This is a genomic window from Kitasatospora terrestris (assembly GCF_039542905.1).
In the GTDB taxonomy this organism is placed as follows: Bacteria; Actinomycetota; Actinomycetes; order Streptomycetales; family Streptomycetaceae; genus Kitasatospora; species Kitasatospora terrestris.
Genome location: NZ_BAABIS010000001.1, coordinates 1,343,736 through 1,360,922 on the forward strand (window position 1 = coordinate 1,343,736; position 17,187 = coordinate 1,360,922).

13 protein-coding genes are annotated in these 17,187 nt (G+C 76.0%); 9 read left to right on the top strand and 4 right to left on the bottom strand.

The window, feature by feature from the left end; genetic code table 11:
* Positions 1-10: 10 nt before the first annotated feature.
* From ABEB06_RS06380 to ABEB06_RS06395, 4 genes are read right to left on the bottom strand one after another with little or no spacing between them, the layout of a single operon-like run.
* Complete coding sequence (locus ABEB06_RS06380) at positions 11-1,525, bottom strand: M16 family metallopeptidase (RefSeq protein ID WP_345695802.1); 1,515 nt, start codon at positions 1,523-1,525, stop codon at positions 11-13.
* A complete protein-coding gene (locus tag ABEB06_RS06385) occupies positions 1,522-2,820 on the bottom strand; it encodes a M16 family metallopeptidase (RefSeq protein ID WP_345695803.1) in 1,299 nt (432 codons plus the stop codon). The genes ABEB06_RS06380 and ABEB06_RS06385 overlap by 4 nt, the downstream gene beginning before the upstream one ends.
* A gap of 36 nt (positions 2,821-2,856) precedes the next feature.
* Positions 2,857-3,615 carry an ABC transporter permease gene (locus ABEB06_RS06390; protein WP_345695804.1) on the bottom strand — a complete coding sequence of 253 codons (759 nt, stop codon included), beginning with the start codon at positions 3,613-3,615 and terminating at the stop codon, positions 2,857-2,859.
* The gene (locus ABEB06_RS06395; RefSeq protein ID WP_345695805.1) at positions 3,612-4,598 is read right to left on the bottom strand and encodes an ATP-binding cassette domain-containing protein; all 987 of its coding nucleotides are present in this window, start codon (positions 4,596-4,598) and stop codon (positions 3,612-3,614) included. Before ABEB06_RS06395 ends, ABEB06_RS06390 begins: the two co-directional genes overlap by 4 nt.
* Positions 4,599-4,961: 363 nt before the next feature.
* Here ABEB06_RS06395 and ABEB06_RS06400 point away from each other — a divergent pair, with 363 nt between their 5' ends.
* The 9 genes from ABEB06_RS06400 to ABEB06_RS06440 all read left to right on the top strand — a co-directional run bounded on the left by ABEB06_RS06400 (position 4,962) and on the right by ABEB06_RS06440 (position 17,186).
* On the top strand, positions 4,962-5,153 hold the full coding sequence (locus ABEB06_RS06400) for a thiopeptide-type bacteriocin (protein WP_345695806.1): 192 nt from the start codon (positions 4,962-4,964) through the stop codon (positions 5,151-5,153).
* Positions 5,154-5,323: 170 nt separating this feature from the next.
* Positions 5,324-6,379 carry a hypothetical protein gene (locus tag ABEB06_RS06405; RefSeq protein ID WP_345695807.1) on the top strand — a complete coding sequence of 352 codons (1,056 nt, stop codon included), beginning with the start codon at positions 5,324-5,326 and terminating at the stop codon, positions 6,377-6,379.
* A 292-nt stretch (positions 6,380-6,671) separates the two neighbouring features.
* A complete protein-coding gene (locus ABEB06_RS06410) occupies positions 6,672-9,257 on the top strand; it encodes a lantibiotic dehydratase (RefSeq protein WP_345695808.1) in 2,586 nt (861 codons plus the stop codon).
* Entirely contained in the window at positions 9,254-10,909 is a 1,656-nt protein-coding gene (locus ABEB06_RS06415; protein ID WP_345695809.1) for a hypothetical protein, read from the top strand. The genes ABEB06_RS06410 and ABEB06_RS06415 overlap by 4 nt, the downstream gene beginning before the upstream one ends.
* Positions 10,906-12,837, top strand: a complete 1,932-nt coding sequence (locus tag ABEB06_RS06420; RefSeq protein ID WP_345695810.1) for a TOMM precursor leader peptide-binding protein — start codon at positions 10,906-10,908, stop codon at positions 12,835-12,837. Before ABEB06_RS06415 ends, ABEB06_RS06420 begins: the two co-directional genes overlap by 4 nt.
* Positions 12,834-14,453 (top strand): hypothetical protein, encoded by a 1,620-nt coding sequence (locus ABEB06_RS06425; RefSeq protein WP_345695811.1) that lies wholly within the window; start codon positions 12,834-12,836, stop codon positions 14,451-14,453. Before ABEB06_RS06420 ends, ABEB06_RS06425 begins: the two co-directional genes overlap by 4 nt.
* Positions 14,450-15,397, top strand: a complete 948-nt coding sequence (locus ABEB06_RS06430; protein WP_345695812.1) for a thiopeptide-type bacteriocin biosynthesis protein — start codon at positions 14,450-14,452, stop codon at positions 15,395-15,397. The genes ABEB06_RS06425 and ABEB06_RS06430 overlap by 4 nt, the downstream gene beginning before the upstream one ends.
* A gap of 140 nt (positions 15,398-15,537) precedes the next feature.
* Positions 15,538-16,248, top strand: coding sequence for a helix-turn-helix transcriptional regulator (locus tag ABEB06_RS06435; protein WP_345695813.1), 711 nt, complete (start codon positions 15,538-15,540; stop codon positions 16,246-16,248).
* Entirely contained in the window at positions 16,245-17,186 is a 942-nt protein-coding gene (locus ABEB06_RS06440) for an ABC transporter ATP-binding protein (protein ID WP_345695814.1), read from the top strand. The genes ABEB06_RS06435 and ABEB06_RS06440 overlap by 4 nt, the downstream gene beginning before the upstream one ends.
* Position 17,187: the final 1 nt, after the last annotated feature.

Below are 17,187 nucleotides of genomic sequence, written 5' to 3' on the forward strand. Positions count from 1 at the left end.
GGGTGAGGGTTCAGGGCTGCAGGACGATGCCGGTGAACGCGCCGGGATCGAGGTGGACGCGGGCCGCCTCCGCGACCTGGTCGACCGTCACCTGCGCCAGGGACGCGGGGAAGGCGGTCAGCCACACCGGGTGCAGGCCGTGCACGGCGGCGTCGAGCAGGGCGTCGGCCAGGCCGATCTGGGTGGCCAGCGAGATCGACCGGATGCCCGCGCTGTACCCGGCGGCGGCCCGGACCTCGGCCGGGGTAGGCGGCCGGTCTCCGCTGAGCCGGGCGAGGACGGCGAAGGTACGCTCCAGCGACTCGTCCCGGTGCCGGGGGTCGACGCCGAACTGGACCAGGTTGACGGCGGTGGTGCCGATCTCGTGGGCCGCGCAGCGGGCGCTGTACGCGTAGCCGGCCTCCTCGCGCAGCGAGCGGACCAGCCGGGACGAGAAGTAGCCGGCGAAGACCAGTTCGGCCAGGTGCAGGGCGGCGAAACCGGGGTCGGTCCGGGGCAGCGAGGGCGCGGCGAGCCGCGCCTCGGCCTGCCGCAGGCCGGGCATCCGGACGTCGGCGACCGGGCCGCCGGTGACCTGTGGCGGGCTTGCCATCTCGCGGGCCGGGCCTTGCCCGGTCCAGCCGGCGAGGGCGAGCGCGGCGGCGTCCAGGGCCTGCTCGGGCACCAGGTCTCCGACCAGGACGAGGGTGGAGCCCTCGGGAAGCAGTCCCTCGGCGCGACGGCGCGTCAGGATGTCCACGGCCACCGCACGGACCAGCGCGGCGTCGGGGGTCTCCCGGGCGGCCGGGTGGTCGCCGAAGCAGTGCCGCAGCAGCGCGGAGCGGCCGGCGTACTGCGGCATCCGGCCGGCGAGCGCGACCCGCTGGAGCAGCCGGGCGCGTTCGGCCTCCACCTCGGCCGTCCGGAAGGCGGTGCCGGTGAGCAGGTCGGCGAGGAGGTCGAGCAGGGTCGGCAGGCCCTCGCTCAGCAGCCGGGCGGTGACCTTGAGTCGCTCCGGCCGGGCCTCGACCCGCAGGCTGCCGCCGTACTCGGCGAGCACCTCGTCCACGGCGGCGCGGTCGCGGCGGGCCGCGCCGCAGGTCAGCGCGGCGGCCAGGAGTTCGGCCTCGGCCGCGTGCTCGGCGCTCTCCCCGCCGAACGGCAGGGCAAGGCGGAGTTCGACCACCGGGACGGCGGCGCGCCGGGCGGCGAGCACCCGCAGGCCGTTGGGCAGGGTGCGCTCGCGGTACTCGATCGGCCGCGCGGCAGCCGGGGGCGGCACCACGGGGATGTCCGGGGCGGCGGACGCGGAGGCACGGGCGGGCACGGCGGCGGACACAGCACCGGCGGGCACGATGCCGGTTGCCACAGCGCCGGCGGGCGCAGCATCTGCGCGCACTGCGGCAATGGTCACCTTGTTGTCGGCGAGCTCAGCGTCACCGCGCGCGGTCGCGGGGGTCACGGAGTCAGCAGTCGCCGGGGCTCCGGTCACCGCGGCGTCGGTCGCGGGGGCAGCGGGCCCGGGCTCGACGGGGGTGGTGGTCACGGGCGGCCTCCGGCGGGTTCGACGGTGAGGACGGCCGGCGGGCAGGCGGCCAGGGCCGCGGCGGCGGCCCGGACCTGCCCGGCGTCGACGGCGGCGAGCAGCCGGGGCAGCTCGGTGACGAGTTCGGCCCGGCCGAGCAGCACTTCGAAGGCGGCGGCGCGCCGGGCCCGGGCGGCGACCGGGTCGGTCTCGCTGTACCAGGCGGCCCGCAGGCGCCGTACCGCGCGGGCGAGTTCGGCGTCGTCGAAGCCGTCCGGCGCGGCGAGCAGGTCGAGCTGGTGCCGGATCAGGTCGGCGACCTGCCGGGGGGTGCTGCCGGGCGCGCAGACGGCGGTGGCGACCAGTGCTTCCGGGTCGCGGGCGTCGAAGGCCTGCCCGGTGAGCGAGGGGAGCACGGCGGCCTGGGCGGCGTGCCCGTCGCGGACCAGGGTGCGGCGCAGCCGGCCGTGCTGCGGGTCGCCGAGCAGGGCGGCGACCAGGAGGGCGGCCAGGTGCTCGGGGGTGCCGGGAGCAGGGCAGCGCCAGCCGACGGCGACCGCGGCGGCGGGGGCGAGCGGGTCGGTGAGGGTGTGGGTGCGCTCGGCGTCGGGCAGCCGTTCGGGGCTGTCGCGGCGCGGCGTACAGGGGCGGGCGGGCAGCGCGCCGAAGTGCTTCTCGGCCAGGTCGAGGGCGTGCTGCGGCTCGAAGGCGCCACTGATCGCGAGGACCGCGCTGCCCGGCGTGTAGTGGTCGGCGAAGAACCGCTCGCACTCCTCGGGGGTGACGCCGCTCAGCGTGCCGGTGTCGCCGTAGCCGTTGTGGGCGTTGGCCTGCTCGTGGAACAGCACCGGCGGCAGGGTGAAGGCCGGGAAGCCTCCGTACGGGCGGCCGAGGAAGTTCTGGTTGATCTCCTCGGCGACCACCGCGACCTGGTTGGCGATGGTCTCCGGGGTGACCCGGGGGCCGCGCATCCGGTCGGCCTCCAGGAACAGCACCAGTTCCAGCGCCTCGGCGGGCACCACCTGGTAGTAGCAGGTGTGGTCGCGCTGGGTGACGGCGTTGAACGCGCCGCCGGCGGCCTGCACCCGCTCCGCGTGGGCGAGCTTCGGGAGCGTGGAGCTGCCCTGGAACATCAGGTGCTCGAAGAGGTGGGCGAAGCCGGGGCGGGCCTCGCTGCGGTAGCCGACGTCGTAGGCGACCGCGACGGCGACGGCCGGGACCTCGGGGTCGGGCAGCAGGACGACTGTGAGCCCGTTGCCGAGCCGGTGGCGCAGCAGCTGCCCGGGGGCGGACGGCGCGGTGGTGCCGAGTGGCACGGGAGTTCCCTTCTGAGTGGCGGTCGGCCGCGGGCGTCAGCGGTCGGCGGAGCGGACCGAGCGCAGCCCGAACCAGACGGTGAGCGCGGCCAGGCCGAGCGCGACCGCCGCGCCGGTCAGGGTGCCGCTGGAGGTGAGCCGCCCGTCGAACAGCTCGCGCACCCCGGTGACCACGTGGGTCAGCGGGTTGGCCCGGGAGAGCCCGGACAGCCAGCCGGGGGCGAGCGTCATCGGCAGCAGCACGCCGGAGAGCAGCAGCGTCGGCAGGGTGACCGCGTTGATCAGCTGCCCGAACACGTCCTCGGCGGGAATCCGCAGCGCCAGCCCGTACGACAGCGCCGACATCGCCAGGCCGAGTACGCAGAGCAGCACGAACGAGAGCACCACGCCGGCGAGTGAGGCGCGCAGGCCGAGGCCGACGGCGCCGAGCACCAGCAGGCCGCCCTGGACGGCGTACACGACGGCGTCGCGCATCACCCGGCCGAGCAGCAGGCCGAGTTCGCCGGCGGCGGTGACCCGCATCCGGTCGAGGACGCCGGAGCGGATCTCGGCGATCACGCCGAAGCCGACGAAGGCGGAGGCGAAGACGCTCTGCTGGACCAGCAGGCCGGGGACGAACACCCGCCACGGATTGCTGCCGAAGCCGGGCACGGCGGCGAGTTTGGCCAGCAGCGGGCCGAACAGCACCAGGTAGAGCAGCGGTTGGATGAGGCTCATGACCACCCAGGCGGGGTTGCGCAGGGTGAACCGCAGCGAGCGGCGGAAGATGATGAGGCTGGTGCGGAGGGTGTTCACCGGGCCACCGCCGGAGCGGAGACGGGGGCGGCGGCGGTGGCGGGGCGGTCCTCGCGCAGCGAGCGGCCGGTGAGCCGGAGGAAGGCGTCCTCCAGGCTGGGCCGCTTGACCTCCACCGAGCTGAGCGCGACTCCGGCCGCGTCCAGGGCCTTGAGCAGTTCGGGCAGTCGGCGCTGGGCGTCGGCACAGTGCAGGTGGACGCGTTCGGCGGTCACGTCCGGCCGGCAGTCGGGCAGGACCCGGGCCGCGGCGGCGGCGCAGTCGCCGACCTGCTGGGTCTCCAGGATGATCACGTCGCCGCCGATCTGGTCCTTCAGTGCCTTGGCGGTGTCGGCGGCGACGATCTTCCCGCCGTCGATGACCAGGATCCGGTCGCAGAGCCCGTCGGCCTCCTCCAGGTAGTGCGTGGTCAGGAAGACGGTGAGGTTCTGCTCGGCGCGCAGGGCCCGCAGGTGCTCCCACAGGTTGGCGCGGGACTGCGGGTCGAGTCCGGCGGTCGGCTCGTCGAGGAAGAGCACCTTCGGCCGGTGCACCAGGCCGAGGGCCAGGTCGAGGCGGCGGCGCTGGCCGCCGGAGAGCCGCCCGCACGGGCGGTCCAGCAGCTCGGTCAGTTCGAAGCGCTCGGCGCTCTCGGCGGCCCGCTCGGCGGCCTGCGCCGCCGTCATGCCCTGCAGCCTTGCCTGGGTGCGCAGTTCGTCGCCCGCGCGGTGGTCGCCGCCGGATCCGCTCTGCCCCACGTAGCCGATCTGCCGGCGCACCTCCGCCCGCTGGCGCACCACGTCCAGCCCGGCGACGGTGGCGGTGCCGGAGGTGGGGCGCAGCAGGGTGCACAGCATCCGCACGGTGGTGGTCTTGCCGGCCCCGTTGGGGCCGAGGAAGCCGACGGCCTCGCCCTCGGCGACCGACAGGTCGACGCCGGCGACGGCCTCCATGGGGCCCGAGCGGGTGCGGAAGCTTCGGGTCAGTCCCTGGGCTTGGATCACGATGGCTCCGATTCTGAGCGGGGTGCCCGGCCGGATCGGCGGAAGGAGGGCCGCGGCCGCAGGTGCGCCGCCAGGCCGATCACCGACTCTGCGAGCTCGGCACCGATGCCGTCCAGAGCGGACGGGGACCCGGAGAGGTCGTTGGCAGCAAACTGCAAGCGGGAAATGACCGGTTTGCTCCGTTCCGGTTGCCGACGGCGCCCCCACGAACCGTCAAATCCGGTTCCTGATCGCGTCAAAACCCGTCATAGGACGGCAACTTGATGCCGCGCCATCCGCTTGCCGGTTCGATCTCCCGGGCCGGAAGCTGATTGCCGTTGCGAGGACGATCGGCGTCCTCGAACGAACCGAGAGGAAATCGCCATGAGCATCGACTTCGGCGCCTTCGACGTCACCGAGCTCGAGGTCCTGGAGGCCGGCGACGGCGTCGCGCTGCCCGACATGGGCGCGTCCATCGTCATCATCTACCCGACCGTCACCCCCGACGGCGAGGAGGTCCTCGGCGAGGCCGACCTGAACGGCATCTCCGGCTCGCTGTCCACCTCCTGCTGCTGACCTGGCCCCAGCAGCTGAGGCGCTGACGATCCGCCAGGCGGAAAAGGTTCCGCACGTTCCGCACTGAGGACGGACGGGGACGGCGCCACCGAACAGCCCATCGGCCACCTGCGAACGACCGCGCGGTCTCAGCCGCACCGGTCGCCTCGCGTACCTCCGGGAGACACGCCATGGACACCATCGGCCCGGGCACGGCCGTACGTATCACCGACCATTCGGCGCAGCCGCGGGACCTGCTGCGCGCCCTGGACACGCCATTGAGGCAGCTCAGGGACGCGCAGCAGCTTCCCGTGGTGCACCTGCGCCGCGGCTGGCTGCACGGCTCGCACCTGCGGGTTTTGGTCCGCTCCTACCCGCACCGGCCGCCGGTGCTGGAGGAGTTCACCGAGCAGGCCGGCCGGGCCGCCGCCGCGCTCACCGCGCAGCCGCCCACCGAGAGCGACTACCTGCGCCGCGCCGAGCAGCTCGGCCGCTGGGAGAACCGCCGCGAGGACCCGCTGCCGCTGCACCCGCACGGCCACGTCGAGTCCGGACCCGACGAGGACGCGGCCCGCTTCTCCGCCCCGCTGCTGCTCACCCGCGACCTGATGGCCGACGCCTACCTGGACTCCGTCCTGGACACCGCCGCGCTGCCCGACGAGGACCTGCTGCCGCAGCTCGCCCGGATCCTCGCCCTGGTCGCCCGCTCCCACCCGCAGGGCTACCCCGTGGGCACCCTGGCCCTGCGCTCCCACGTCGAGGGCGTCTGCTCCGCCACCGGGAACCACACCGACCTGCGCGCGATCTACGCCCGGCGGTACCGGCAGGACGCGGAACGCTTCACCGAGGCGCTCACCCGGCCCGTCGACAGCGCGCTGCTGGCCGGCTGGGAGAAGGCGCTGACCCGGATCTGGGGCACCGCCGAGGCGGCGTGCGCGCACGGCACCCTCAACGAGGACGCCATCCACCAGGCCGTCGGCCCGATGGAGTACCCGCTGGGCAGGCCGGTGCGCAGCGAGTTCATCGCCGCGTACCTGGAGAACCGGCAGGCGGCCGAGCAGAACTACCGGCAGAACGCGTACCGGCTGCTGCTCAACACCCTCTACCCGACGCTGACCTGCTTCGGCATCACCCCCATGCAGCGCTACTACCTCTGCTACGGGATCGCCGAGGCGGCGGACGAGCTCACCGGAGCCACGTCGGTGGAACGGATGCGGGCCCGGCGCAGCCAGCTCGCCGCGTCCTGACCCTCGCCCCCTGCCGACGGCCGCCGGCCCCGCTTCGCCGCCGTGCCCGCCCGCGCTCCGGTGCGGCCCGTCCCGGGCCCCGGACCCGCGGTGGGCGCCGCGCGCCGTCGCCAAGTCGCGCCGTCCCAAGCCGCGTTCCCGCGCGCATCCGCGTTGCAGCGCGCCCCCGTGCTCCGTGGCGCCCCCGTGCTCCGTGGCGCACCCGCGTTCCGTAGCGCGCACCAGCGCTCCATAAGCGCACCCCGCTTTCCGTCGCGCAGCCGCGTTCCGCTCCCAGAGAGGCCGCTCCCCGGTGCCCACCTTCGCCGTTCCCTCCCCCGCCGAACCCGCCGCGCCGCCTCACCCGTCCGCGTCCGCCGGCGGCTGGGTGCTGGCCGACAGCGTGATGCTGCGGATCAACCCCACCCCCGGGCGGCGGCTCGCCGCGCCCGAGCTGCGCACCGCGCTGAGCGCGCTCGCCGAGTCCGAGCAGCGCTGCGCCCGGCTCGCCGATCCGGCCTGCGACAGCCTGTACAAGGCGATCGCGCACGCCGAGGGCGCCGACCGGCACCGGCTGCTGCACCTGCGCCGCGCCGTCCACAACGACCGCGATCCCGGCCCGGGGCCGTGGCCCGAGCCGCTGCCCGAACCGGTCACCGCCTGGCTGGACGCCGACGACCGCCGGCGGCTCGCCCGGACCGCCGTCCGGACCGGGCACGCCGCGTTCCTCGCCCACGAGCGCGTTGCCTTCGCGGACGTGCTCGGCAGCGAGCCGTTCCAGCTCTCGCTGGCGCTGAACTCCCCGCAGGTCCTGGACGCGGTGCAGCGCTACCGCAAGGCCGCCGGGCGCGCCTCGGCCCGCGACCGCAAGTCCGAGCGCGGACTGGTCCAGCACTGGACGCGCGCGGTGGTCCGGGTCAGCCCGCTCGCCCGGCTGACCGCCGTCGCCTTCGCCGAATGGGCGGACGACGGCACCCCGCTCGACCAGGTGCGCTTCGCCCGGCGGGACGCCCGCAGCGTGCTCGGGCTCGACCAGCCGCAGCTGTCCGGCCTGGTCAACGGCATCCTCCAGGCCCCGGAGCACACCAGCCCGACCGTGCTCGCCCGCAACCCGATGCTGCGCGTCGAGGGCGACCGGATCCGCTTCCACCACCACAGCGACGGCCAGGGCCGGATGCTCGCCGCCGAGCTCAACCGCGAGCTGACGGTGCTGCTCCGGCTCACTGAGATGGGCCCGCTGACCCCGCCGGAGCTCGCCGCGGCCACCGCCGACCGCCTCGGTGTCCCCGTCGAGGCCGCCGGCACGCTGATCACCGCCGCCGTCCGGGCGCAGATCCTCATCCCCGCTCCGCTGCTGGACGAGCAGAGCACCACGCTGCTCGCCGACGCCACCGCCGCGCTCGCCACCGGCCACGGCCGGGCCGCCGAACTCCTCGACGGCATCGGCGCCGAGCTCACCCGCGCCGCCCGGGCCGCCGTGCCCGAACGGGTCGCCGCGCTCAGCCGGATCGAACGCGCCGGCCGCGAACTCAACACCCTCAGCGCCGTGCCGGTGCGGCTGCGGGTCAACGAGGATCACCTGCTGCCGCCCACCCCGGTCAGCCCCGGCGGCCACGCCACGGCGCTCGGCGAACTGCCCGCCGTCGGCCGGTTCCTGCACCTCTTCGACCGCCACCACGACGTACGCGCCCTGCTGGTCCGGGCCTTCACCGACCGCTTCGGCACCGGCGGTCAGGCCCCGCTGCTCGACCACGCCCCCGAGCTGGTCGCCGAGGTCCGGGCCCGGCAGCAGCGGGTGGAGACCGACCCGGCCGCCGCCGAGGGCGTCCTGGCACAGCTCCACCGCGCCCGTACCCGCGCCGAGGGCGCCCTCACCGAGCTGCTGGAGCGCTCCCGAGCCGACGGCCTGGCCGAGGCCCGGCTGACCGCCGCCGAACTGGCCGCCCTCGCCGACGGCCTGCCCGAGGAGTGCGCCGGGGACAGCCCCTCGTACGGCCTGCTGGTCCAGCCCGCCGGCGCGGACCGGTTGGTGGTCAACGCCTGCTACCCCGGGTCCGGGCAGCTCACCACCCGCTTCCTGGACACCGCCGACCAGGACGGCGTCTTCCGCGACCGGCTGCGCGAGCGGCTCCACCGGCTGCACTCCGGACGCGGCGAACAGCCCGTCGAGGACCACGGCCTGCACGGCAGCAACCTCAACCACCGCCTGCCGCTGCTGGAACGCCGCCTCACCCCGCAGGACTGGGTCCGCGCCCGGCTGGTCCACGACCCCGCCACCGACCGGCTCGTCCTGCTGGACGGCGACGGGCAGCCGATCCGGGTGCTCTCGCTCGGCATGAAGTGGATCGACGCCCAGCCCGCCCCGCTGCTGGTCGCCGCCTGGCTGCACGGGCCCAGCCTGGTCGCCTTCGACCCGGTCGAGCGCGCCCACCGCACCGCCGCCCGCCCGCTCGGCGACACCGCCCCGACCGTGCGGTACCCCCGGCTGGTGGCCGGCGACTGCATCCTGCAGCGCCGCCGCTGGTACCCCGGCGAGGACCTGCCCGCGCCCACCGCCCCGGTCGACGAGGTCGCCGACCTGCTCGCCCTCACCGCCTGGCGCGCCCGGCACGAGGTGCCCGAGCAGATCGTCGTCAAGACCCCGCTGTGGCGGCTGCCCGGAATGGCCCGTCCCGGCGAGGAGTCCGCCGCGCCGAGGATCGAGCAGATCATCGCCGCCCGCCGCCGCGAGAAGCCTCAGTACCTCGACCTCGCCAGCGCCCTGATGGTCCGGGTGCTGCCCCGGCTGATGGAGCGCCGCCACCGCGGCTACTTCGAGGAGGCGCTGCCCGAGGTCCGCAACGGCGCGAACGCCTTCGAGTGGGCGGTCGAGGTCGACCGGGAGGCCACCGACCGATGAGAGTCAAGCTGCGGCCCGACACCCACTACGCGCCCGTCCCGCAGGGCCTGTACGTCGCCCGGGGCGGCCGCGAGTTCGTCCTCGCCGGCCCGCCCGCCCTGTACGAGCTGGTCGACGGCCTGCTCGGCCCGCTCACCGAGGGCGCCGACCTCGACCAGCTGACCGCCGCCACCGGCGACCCGGCCGCCCGGCCCGTCCTCGCCCACGTGCTGGGCCGGCTGCTCCACCAGGACGTCCTGCTCGACCTCGACGCCCTCACCGTGCCCGCGCCCGACCCGCAGACCGCCGCCGAGTACGCCGACGTCCTCGCCCACCTGGAGACCCGCAGCGTCGACCCCTACCGGGACTTCGCCGTGCTGCGCGCCACCACCGTCATCGTCCTCGGCACCGGCCCGGCCGCGCGCACCGCCGTCCGCACCCTGTGCGCCGCCGGTGTCACCGACCTGCCCGCGCAGGACGCCGACGGACCAGCCCTCACCCTGCGCTCCGCCGCCGACTGGGCGGTCACCGTCCACACCGAGGACCGCTACGCCCTGCTCGGCGACGGCAGCGAACCCGCCGCCCTGACCGGGCGGATCGCCGCCTGGCTGGACGCCCGGCCGCACGAGGCCGCGCCCACCCCGCTCAGCGCGACCCTCGCCGGGTCGCTGGCCGCCCACACCGCCCTGGACCGCCTGCTCGGCGGCCCTGGCCGCCCCGGCCCGCTGCTGATCCACGGCCCGCACCTGACGACCAGCCAACTCCCGCCCCCGCCCGCGCGGACGGGCCCCGAGTGGACCGTCCTGGCCGAACCGCCCCGTAGCGCCGAGCCCTCCGACGTCGACGACACCGCCGACGCCCCCGAACGTCCCGGCACCGCCGAGCGTCCCGACACCGCCGTCCCGGACGCCGCCGCCATCCTCGGGACACTCGCTCCGCTCACCGCTCCCTGGACCGGGCTCGTCGTCCCCGGTGACGACGGCCCGCTGCCGCAGCTGCCCGTCTCCCTCGCCACCGTCCGCCCGCTCGGCGGCAACCTGCTCGCTGCCTGGGGCCGCACCCGCGCCGCCGCCGTCCTGGGCGCCGTCCTGCACGCCCTGCGCGCCCTCGCCGACCGCGACTGCCCGCCCGGGACTCAGCACCCCACGTACTCCGTCCCCGCCGCCGGCAGCAGCCCGACCCGCTTCCTGCTGGACGGCGCGCTGCGCCTCCTGCTGCCGGCCCTCGCCGCGCCCGCATCGGTCGCCTGGGAGGAGCTGGACAGCGCCCGGCAGCGCTCGATGTGGAGCGTGCTGGACGAGTGGTTCCACCGCGACACCACCCTGACGGTCCGCCGGCTCGACGGCACCGACTGGCAGCTCGCCGAGGTCACCGACACCACCGGGGAGCTGCGCGCCGCCGCCTGGGGGGACAACCGCTCCGCCGCACTGGAGGCCGCCCTGACCGCCGCCGTCGCCCAGGCCCAGGCCGACCCGGAGACCCGCGCCCGGCTCGCCGCCGCCGGACCGGCCACCCCTGCCGAGGAGCTCACCGGCGCCCAGGCCGAGGCCGCACTCATGCAGCTCACCGCCCGGCTCGCCGCGCACGGCCACACACTGCGCGCCGTGGTCCGCACCCACGACCCGGTGCTCGGCCCGCTGCCCACCACCGCCGGACGGGTGTGGTGCGCATGACCACCGCCCTGCGCCCGGCGCCCCTGCTCGGCCCCGGACTGCCGGCCTCCTGGCCCTGGCAGCGCTGGGCCGACGCCCTCGGCCCCGGCATCCTGCTCGCCGCCCGCTCCGGCCACGACGCCGACTGGGAGCGTGCCGCCCTCGACCGGGCCCGCGCCGAGGACCGCGCCCTGCTCTCCCTCCGGCTCACCGCCCAGGAGATCCTGATCGGCCCGCTGTGGACGCCCAGCACCGACCGCGGCTGCGCGGGCTGCGCCGAACGAGCCGACCGGGCCCGCCGGTTGGAGCCCGAGCAGCGGTTCGTCCGGCAGCGCGCCGACCGCGAGACATCCCCGCACCGCCCGGCCGCCGCCACCCGCGAAGCCCGCGCCCTACCGCCCTGGCTGGCCGCCACCGTCGAGACCCTGCTGGCCAACCTCGCCGCCCGCGACGCCGAACCCGGCACGGCCACCGCCGTCACCGCCGACGGCCGGACCAGCCGCCACCGGGTCGCCCGCGACCACGGCTGTACCGTCTGCGGCGACCCCCCACCCGCGTTGCTCGCCGACACCGCACCGCCGCCCGCCCGGCCCACAGCGCCCCGGCCGACCCCCGCCCGGCTGCCGCTGCGCGGTCCGGTCGCCCCGTTCGACCTCGACCCGGCCCGGATGCGCGCCTCGCTCGCCGACCCGCGCTTCGGCCCGATCACCCGCACCACCCGGCACGCCGCCGGTACGTACCCGATCACCGAGACCGAACTGCTCGCCGGCACCCCCGCCGGTATGGGCCGCGCCGGATCCTTCCGCGAGGCCGAGGCGATCTCCGTCCTGGAGGCGTACGAGCGCACCGCCGGGTACCCGCACCACACCCCGCTGCTGCCTGGCCGCACCTACCGCGAACTCGGCGGCCCGGCCCTCGACCCGGCGACCCTCGGCCACCACACCGAGGCCCAACTCGCCTCCCCGCACAGCCGGCTGCGCCGCTGGACCCCGGACACCCGGCTGGACTGGGTCTGGTCCCACCCGCTCGACGGCGGGGCGCCCCGGCTCGTCCCCGCCGAGATCGGCTTCTTCCGCTACCGGTACGACCTGCGCCCGTACGGCGAGGGATCGGACGCCGGCCGCAACTGCTTCCTGGAGTCCTCCAGCGGCAGCGCCCTCGGCTCCGGCTACGAGGAAGCCGCACTGCACGCCCTGCTCGAACTCGCCGAGCGCGACGCCTTCCTGCTCGCCTGGCACCGCGCCCGGCCACTGCCCGCACTCGACCCGGCGGCCATCCGCGACCCCGCCAGCCGGATGATGCTCCGGCTCGCCGACGAGCACGGCTACGACGTCCACCTGCTGGTCATCACCGACCAGTTGGCACTGCCCACGGTATGGGCGCTGGCCGTCAACCGCCGCCGCGCACTGCCCGCCAGCTTCAGCACCGCCGGCTGCCACCCCGACCCGGAGCAGGCCGTCCGCGCCGCGCTGTGGGAGCTCACCCAGATGGTCAGCGGCGGCCTGGCCTGGGATCCCGACGAGTACCAACACACCGTCGACGACCCGTGGTCCATCCAGACCATCGCCGAGCACTGGCGGCGCTACACCTTCCCCGAGCTGCTCCCCCGCGTGGAGCGCGTCCTCGGCGGGCCGACCACCACCCCCGCCGAGGCGTTCCCGGACTGGCCGCACGCCCTGGTACGGGCCGCCCGAGGCGACGTCCGCGGCGCCCTCGACCACGTCGCCGGGCTCTACGACGCCGCCGGGCTGCGGCAGATCCTGATCGTCGACCAGTCCACCCCCGAGCAAACCGCGCACGGCATGACCGCCGTCAAGGCCGTGGTCCCCGGCATCGTCCCCATGTGCTTCGGCCACGCCCAACAGCGCCTCGCCGGACTGCCTCGCCTGCTCGACACCCTGGACGCCGACGAACGCGACCTGCCCTTCGACCCCCACCCCTTCCCGTGACCGCCCACCCGGCCGCCGCCCCCACCAACGGCTCTGCGGCCAGCCCCGCAGCCGGCCCGACCGCCCACGCGGCATCCAGCCCGGTGCCCGGCCCGGCGGCCGGCCCAGCTCTCAGCCCGGGTCTCCGCCGCGCCGCCAGCCCGTCGGCAGTCCCTGCAGTCGGCCCGGCCGTCAGCCCGGCCGAGGCGCTCGCGTTCAGCTACCGGCAGGGGCCGGGCAAGCGGCTGCTCGGCGAGCAGCGTGCCATCGACGACGCCGCCCCGACCACCGCGTTCCAGCCGCCCCCGGACGCGCGCGGCAGCACCGGCACGCCACTGCCCGGCGACCTGTACGAGCTCCTCGCCGCCACCCCCTTCCCGGAGCCGCTGCACCACCCCGCCGACCCGCTGGGCACGGCGCTGGCCACCGCCTTCGGCCTGCAGCGGCGCGAGCCCGATCACCAGTTCCCCGACCATCGGGCCACCGCCTCCGGCCGGGCCCGCCACCCCGTGCACGTCCTGCTCGGCGGCCCGGGCGGCATCCGCCGCTACCTCGACCCGTACCGCCGGGCCCTGGTCGACCTCACCTCGCCGCCGCCCGGCCAGTCGGCCGACAACCGTATCCGGCTGGTGCTCGCCGCGCGCTACTCCGATCTGCCCGCCGGGTACGGCAGTCTGCGGTTCGCGGTCTGCGAGGCGGAGCTCGGCGTCAATCTGCGGGCGTGGGCGGTCACCGCCGAGGCCTTCGGCGTCCCCGGCCGCATCGAGGCCGACTCCAGGCCCGCCAAGCAGCTGCTCGCCGACGCTGGGCCGGGCCGCTGGAGTGCCCCGCTGTCCGTCGCACTGACCGCCCACCGGCTCGGACCCGCTCACCCACTGCCCGGGACGCCGCCCGCGCCCGCCGACCCCGCCCGGTTCACCACCGACGACCCGGACGCCGAGGACTGCCGGGCCCTCAGCCGCTGCCGGACCAGCTCGCCCACCGGTCCGCTGACCGGCATCCCGGCGCACGCCACCGCCCCCGGTCCCAGCTGGGCCGACGTCCTGTGGCGGCGCTCCGCGGGCCGGGTGCCTGGCCGCCGGTACGGTTTCGCCCTGCGCCCGGCGCCCGTCGCCGAACCCGCCCTGCGCGACCTGCTGGCCTGGGCGGCGGTCCCGCCGCCGGACACCCTGCTGGCGCGCATCGCCGAGCGGATCCGCCGTACCGTCGTCCTCCAGGGCGTCGCCGGCCTCCCCGACGGCGCCTACCGCCTGACCGACGGCCGGCTCACCGCCCACCGGCCCGGCCCCGGCCTGCCCGCCCGCCTCGAACCCGGCTTCGGCCGGCCCGACGGCCCGGACACCGGCATCGCCCTGCGGCACGCCTCGGTGCTGTACGTCCACAGCGCCGAACCCGCCGCCCTGGTCGAGGAGTTCGGCCCCGCCGCACCTGCTCTCACCGCGCAGTGGTGCGGCTGGGCCGCGCACGGCCTGTGCCTGGCCGCCGCCGCCCACGGCCTGGTCGCCCGGCCGGCCCGCTCCTACGACGAACACCACCTGCAGCCCCTGCTGGGGCTCGACCGCAAGGAGGTCCCGGTCTTCATGACTGTCTGCGGCACCCCCCGGTACACCGGGCCGCTCTGGGACCTGCGCGGATGAGCGCCGAACTGCGCTGGCACAGCTGGCACCTGCACGTCCCGACCGCCGACCCGGCGGTGCTGGACCGGGTCCTGCTGGCATGCGTCCCCGGCGCCCTCCGGATGGCCGGACCGTCCGCCGACGGCACGCCCCGCCCCTGGTTCTACCTCCGCTACTGGCAGCGCGGCCCCCACCTGCGCCTGCGCATAGCCGATCTGACTGAAAATCAGGCAGACGACGTGGAGGCAGAACTGGCGCGCAGCCTGGCCGAGGTCGAGAACGCCCTGCCCGTCGAAGGCCGCCTCACCGCGGCCGGCTACGCCGAGCTGGCCGCCCCGCTCGCCGCGCTCGGCGAGTACGGCTCCAGCCTCCCGGCCGGCGAGCTGCTCACCCCAGGTGTCCACCGCGCCGCGTACGAGCCGGAGGTGGAGCGCTACGGCGGGCCGGACGCGATGGCTGCCGCCGAGCAGCTGTTCCACGTCTCCAGTGTGGTCTGCCTGCGAGCCTGCGCCGCCCGAGCAGGGCAGGCCGGGCGCGGCCGGACCCTGCTGGACGGGCTCGAACTGCTCGCCGCGGCGCTGCCTGCCTGGCCCGACCAGGAGGAGTTCCTGCACGCCAACACTGCAGGCTGGCGCGCCCTGCTCAACACCACGCCGCCCGACCCGGCCGCCCTCCAGGCCAAGGCCGAGGCACTGCTGCCGTGCGCCCCGGCGCTGCGGCGGCTCGCCGCCGGGGAGTCGGGCCGCTGGTCGCCGTTCACCCGGCGGCTCGCCGTGGCTACCGCCGCCCTCGCCGCCGACCTCGGCCCGGGGCGGGCCCGCCAGATCCTCGCCTCGCACCTGCACATGGCCCACAACCGGCTCGGCCTGGGCCTCGCCACGGAGGCGCAGCTCGCCATGATTTTGCTTTCCCTTGGGGTAGTTGACTGTACGTCAGGCCTGCCCGGAGCCGTCGCCCGAACCTAGACTTTCCCCGCCGTACCCGGAGGCGTCCGGGGCCGGTCGCACCGCAGGGGCCGGCCTACCCGCCGGAGCAGCAGCACGTGAAACACGGGGATGCCCACAAGGCAGAAAGGTGTCACATGACCCTGTACTCCAGTGGAATCGTGCAGCCGACACCAATCACGGCTGCCCGAACCTCCACGACGGTCCGCGCGGCGGCGGACCGGTTCGCCCAGTACGAGAGCGCCACCGGTAGACGCGCGGTCAGCGCCACCCTCGCCGACCTGCTGCGCAGCGCCCGGACCGCGGTGATCTGGCAGCGCAGTCCGGGTGCGGCGGCTCTCGACCTGTGGGACTTCGCGCTCGCCTGGCACGACTTCGACCGCCGCGCCCTGTTCGACCCGGAGGCTCTGGACAGCTGCCGGGAGCTGCTCGGTGGCCATCCGCTCGCCGAACACGTCCGGGTCGCCGAGACCGGCGGCGAACTCGACCGGCAGCTCGACGCGGTCCTGGTGGTGGATCGACGGGTCGCCGCGATGCTGCCCCGCACCCCCGAGAACGACCCGCCCACCCTGGTGATCGGGGACGCCGTGGTGGCCGAGGCCGTCGCGGCCGCTTTCGACCTGGTCTGGCCGTCCGCCCGCTGTCTGCGGCCCGCCAACCCGATCGACGAGATGCTGGAGAGCAACCTGAAGCGCGAGATCATCCGCCGGCTGGCGGAGGGCGAGAAGGACGAGGCCATCGCCCGCAGCCTGAACGTGTCCCTGCGCACCTGTCGCCGCCACATCGCGGACATCATGAGCGCCACCGACGCGGTCAGCCGCTTCCAGGCGGGCTTCCGGATCGGCCAGGACACCCGGGTGGTGGCGTGGTGAGCAGCGCACCCGGCGGGGCCATGAGCGGTCTCCGCCTGGACGACGTCGCCAAGACCTTCGGCGAGGTCCGCGCCGTCGACGGGATCAGCCTCGACCTGAAGCCCGGCGAGGTCACCGCCCTGCTCGGCCCGAACGGCGCGGGCAAGACGACGGTGATGGACCTGATCCTCGGCCTGCAGACCCCCGACCGGGGCACCGTCACCGTCCTCGGCGGCACCCCGGCCGAGGCCGCCGCCCGCGGCGAGGTCGGCGCCGTCCTCCAGGACGGCGGCCTGCTGCACGACCTCACCGTCACCGAGACGCTGCGCTACTTCGCCTCGCTGCACCACGACCCGCTGCCGCTCGGCGAGGCCCTCGACCTGGCCGGCCTGCGGGCGGTCGCCCGCCGCCGGGTCGGCGCCTGCTCGGGCGGCGAACGGCGCCGGCTGCACTTCGCGCTGGCGCTGCTCGGCCGCCCCCGCCTGCTGGTCCTCGACGAGCCCACCGCCGGTCTGGACGTCACCGGCCGCCGCCAGTTCTGGGACGCCGTCGGCCGGATCCCGAGCCGGCCCACCGTCCTGTTCGCCACCCACCACCTCGACGAGGCCGAGCAGTATGCGGAGCGCGTGGTGGTGATGGCCGCCGGCCGGATCGCCGCCGACGGCACCCCGGCCGAGATCCGCGGCCACGCCGCCGGGCGGGTGGTTAGCGCCCACTGGCCGGACGCCGACCTGGCCGCCCTGCGCGCGCTGCCGTCCGTCGACCGGGTCGAGCAGCGCGGCCCCACCGTCACCGTCCACACCCAGGACTCCGACCTGGTGGTGCGCCACCTCGCCGGTACGGCGGCCCGCGAGATCGAGGTGAGCTCCTCCGGGCTGGAGGAGGCCTTCCTCGCCCTGGCAGCGGCCGTCCCGCCGTCGCCCGCTGCCGTCCCGCCGTCCACCCGCACCCAGGACTGAG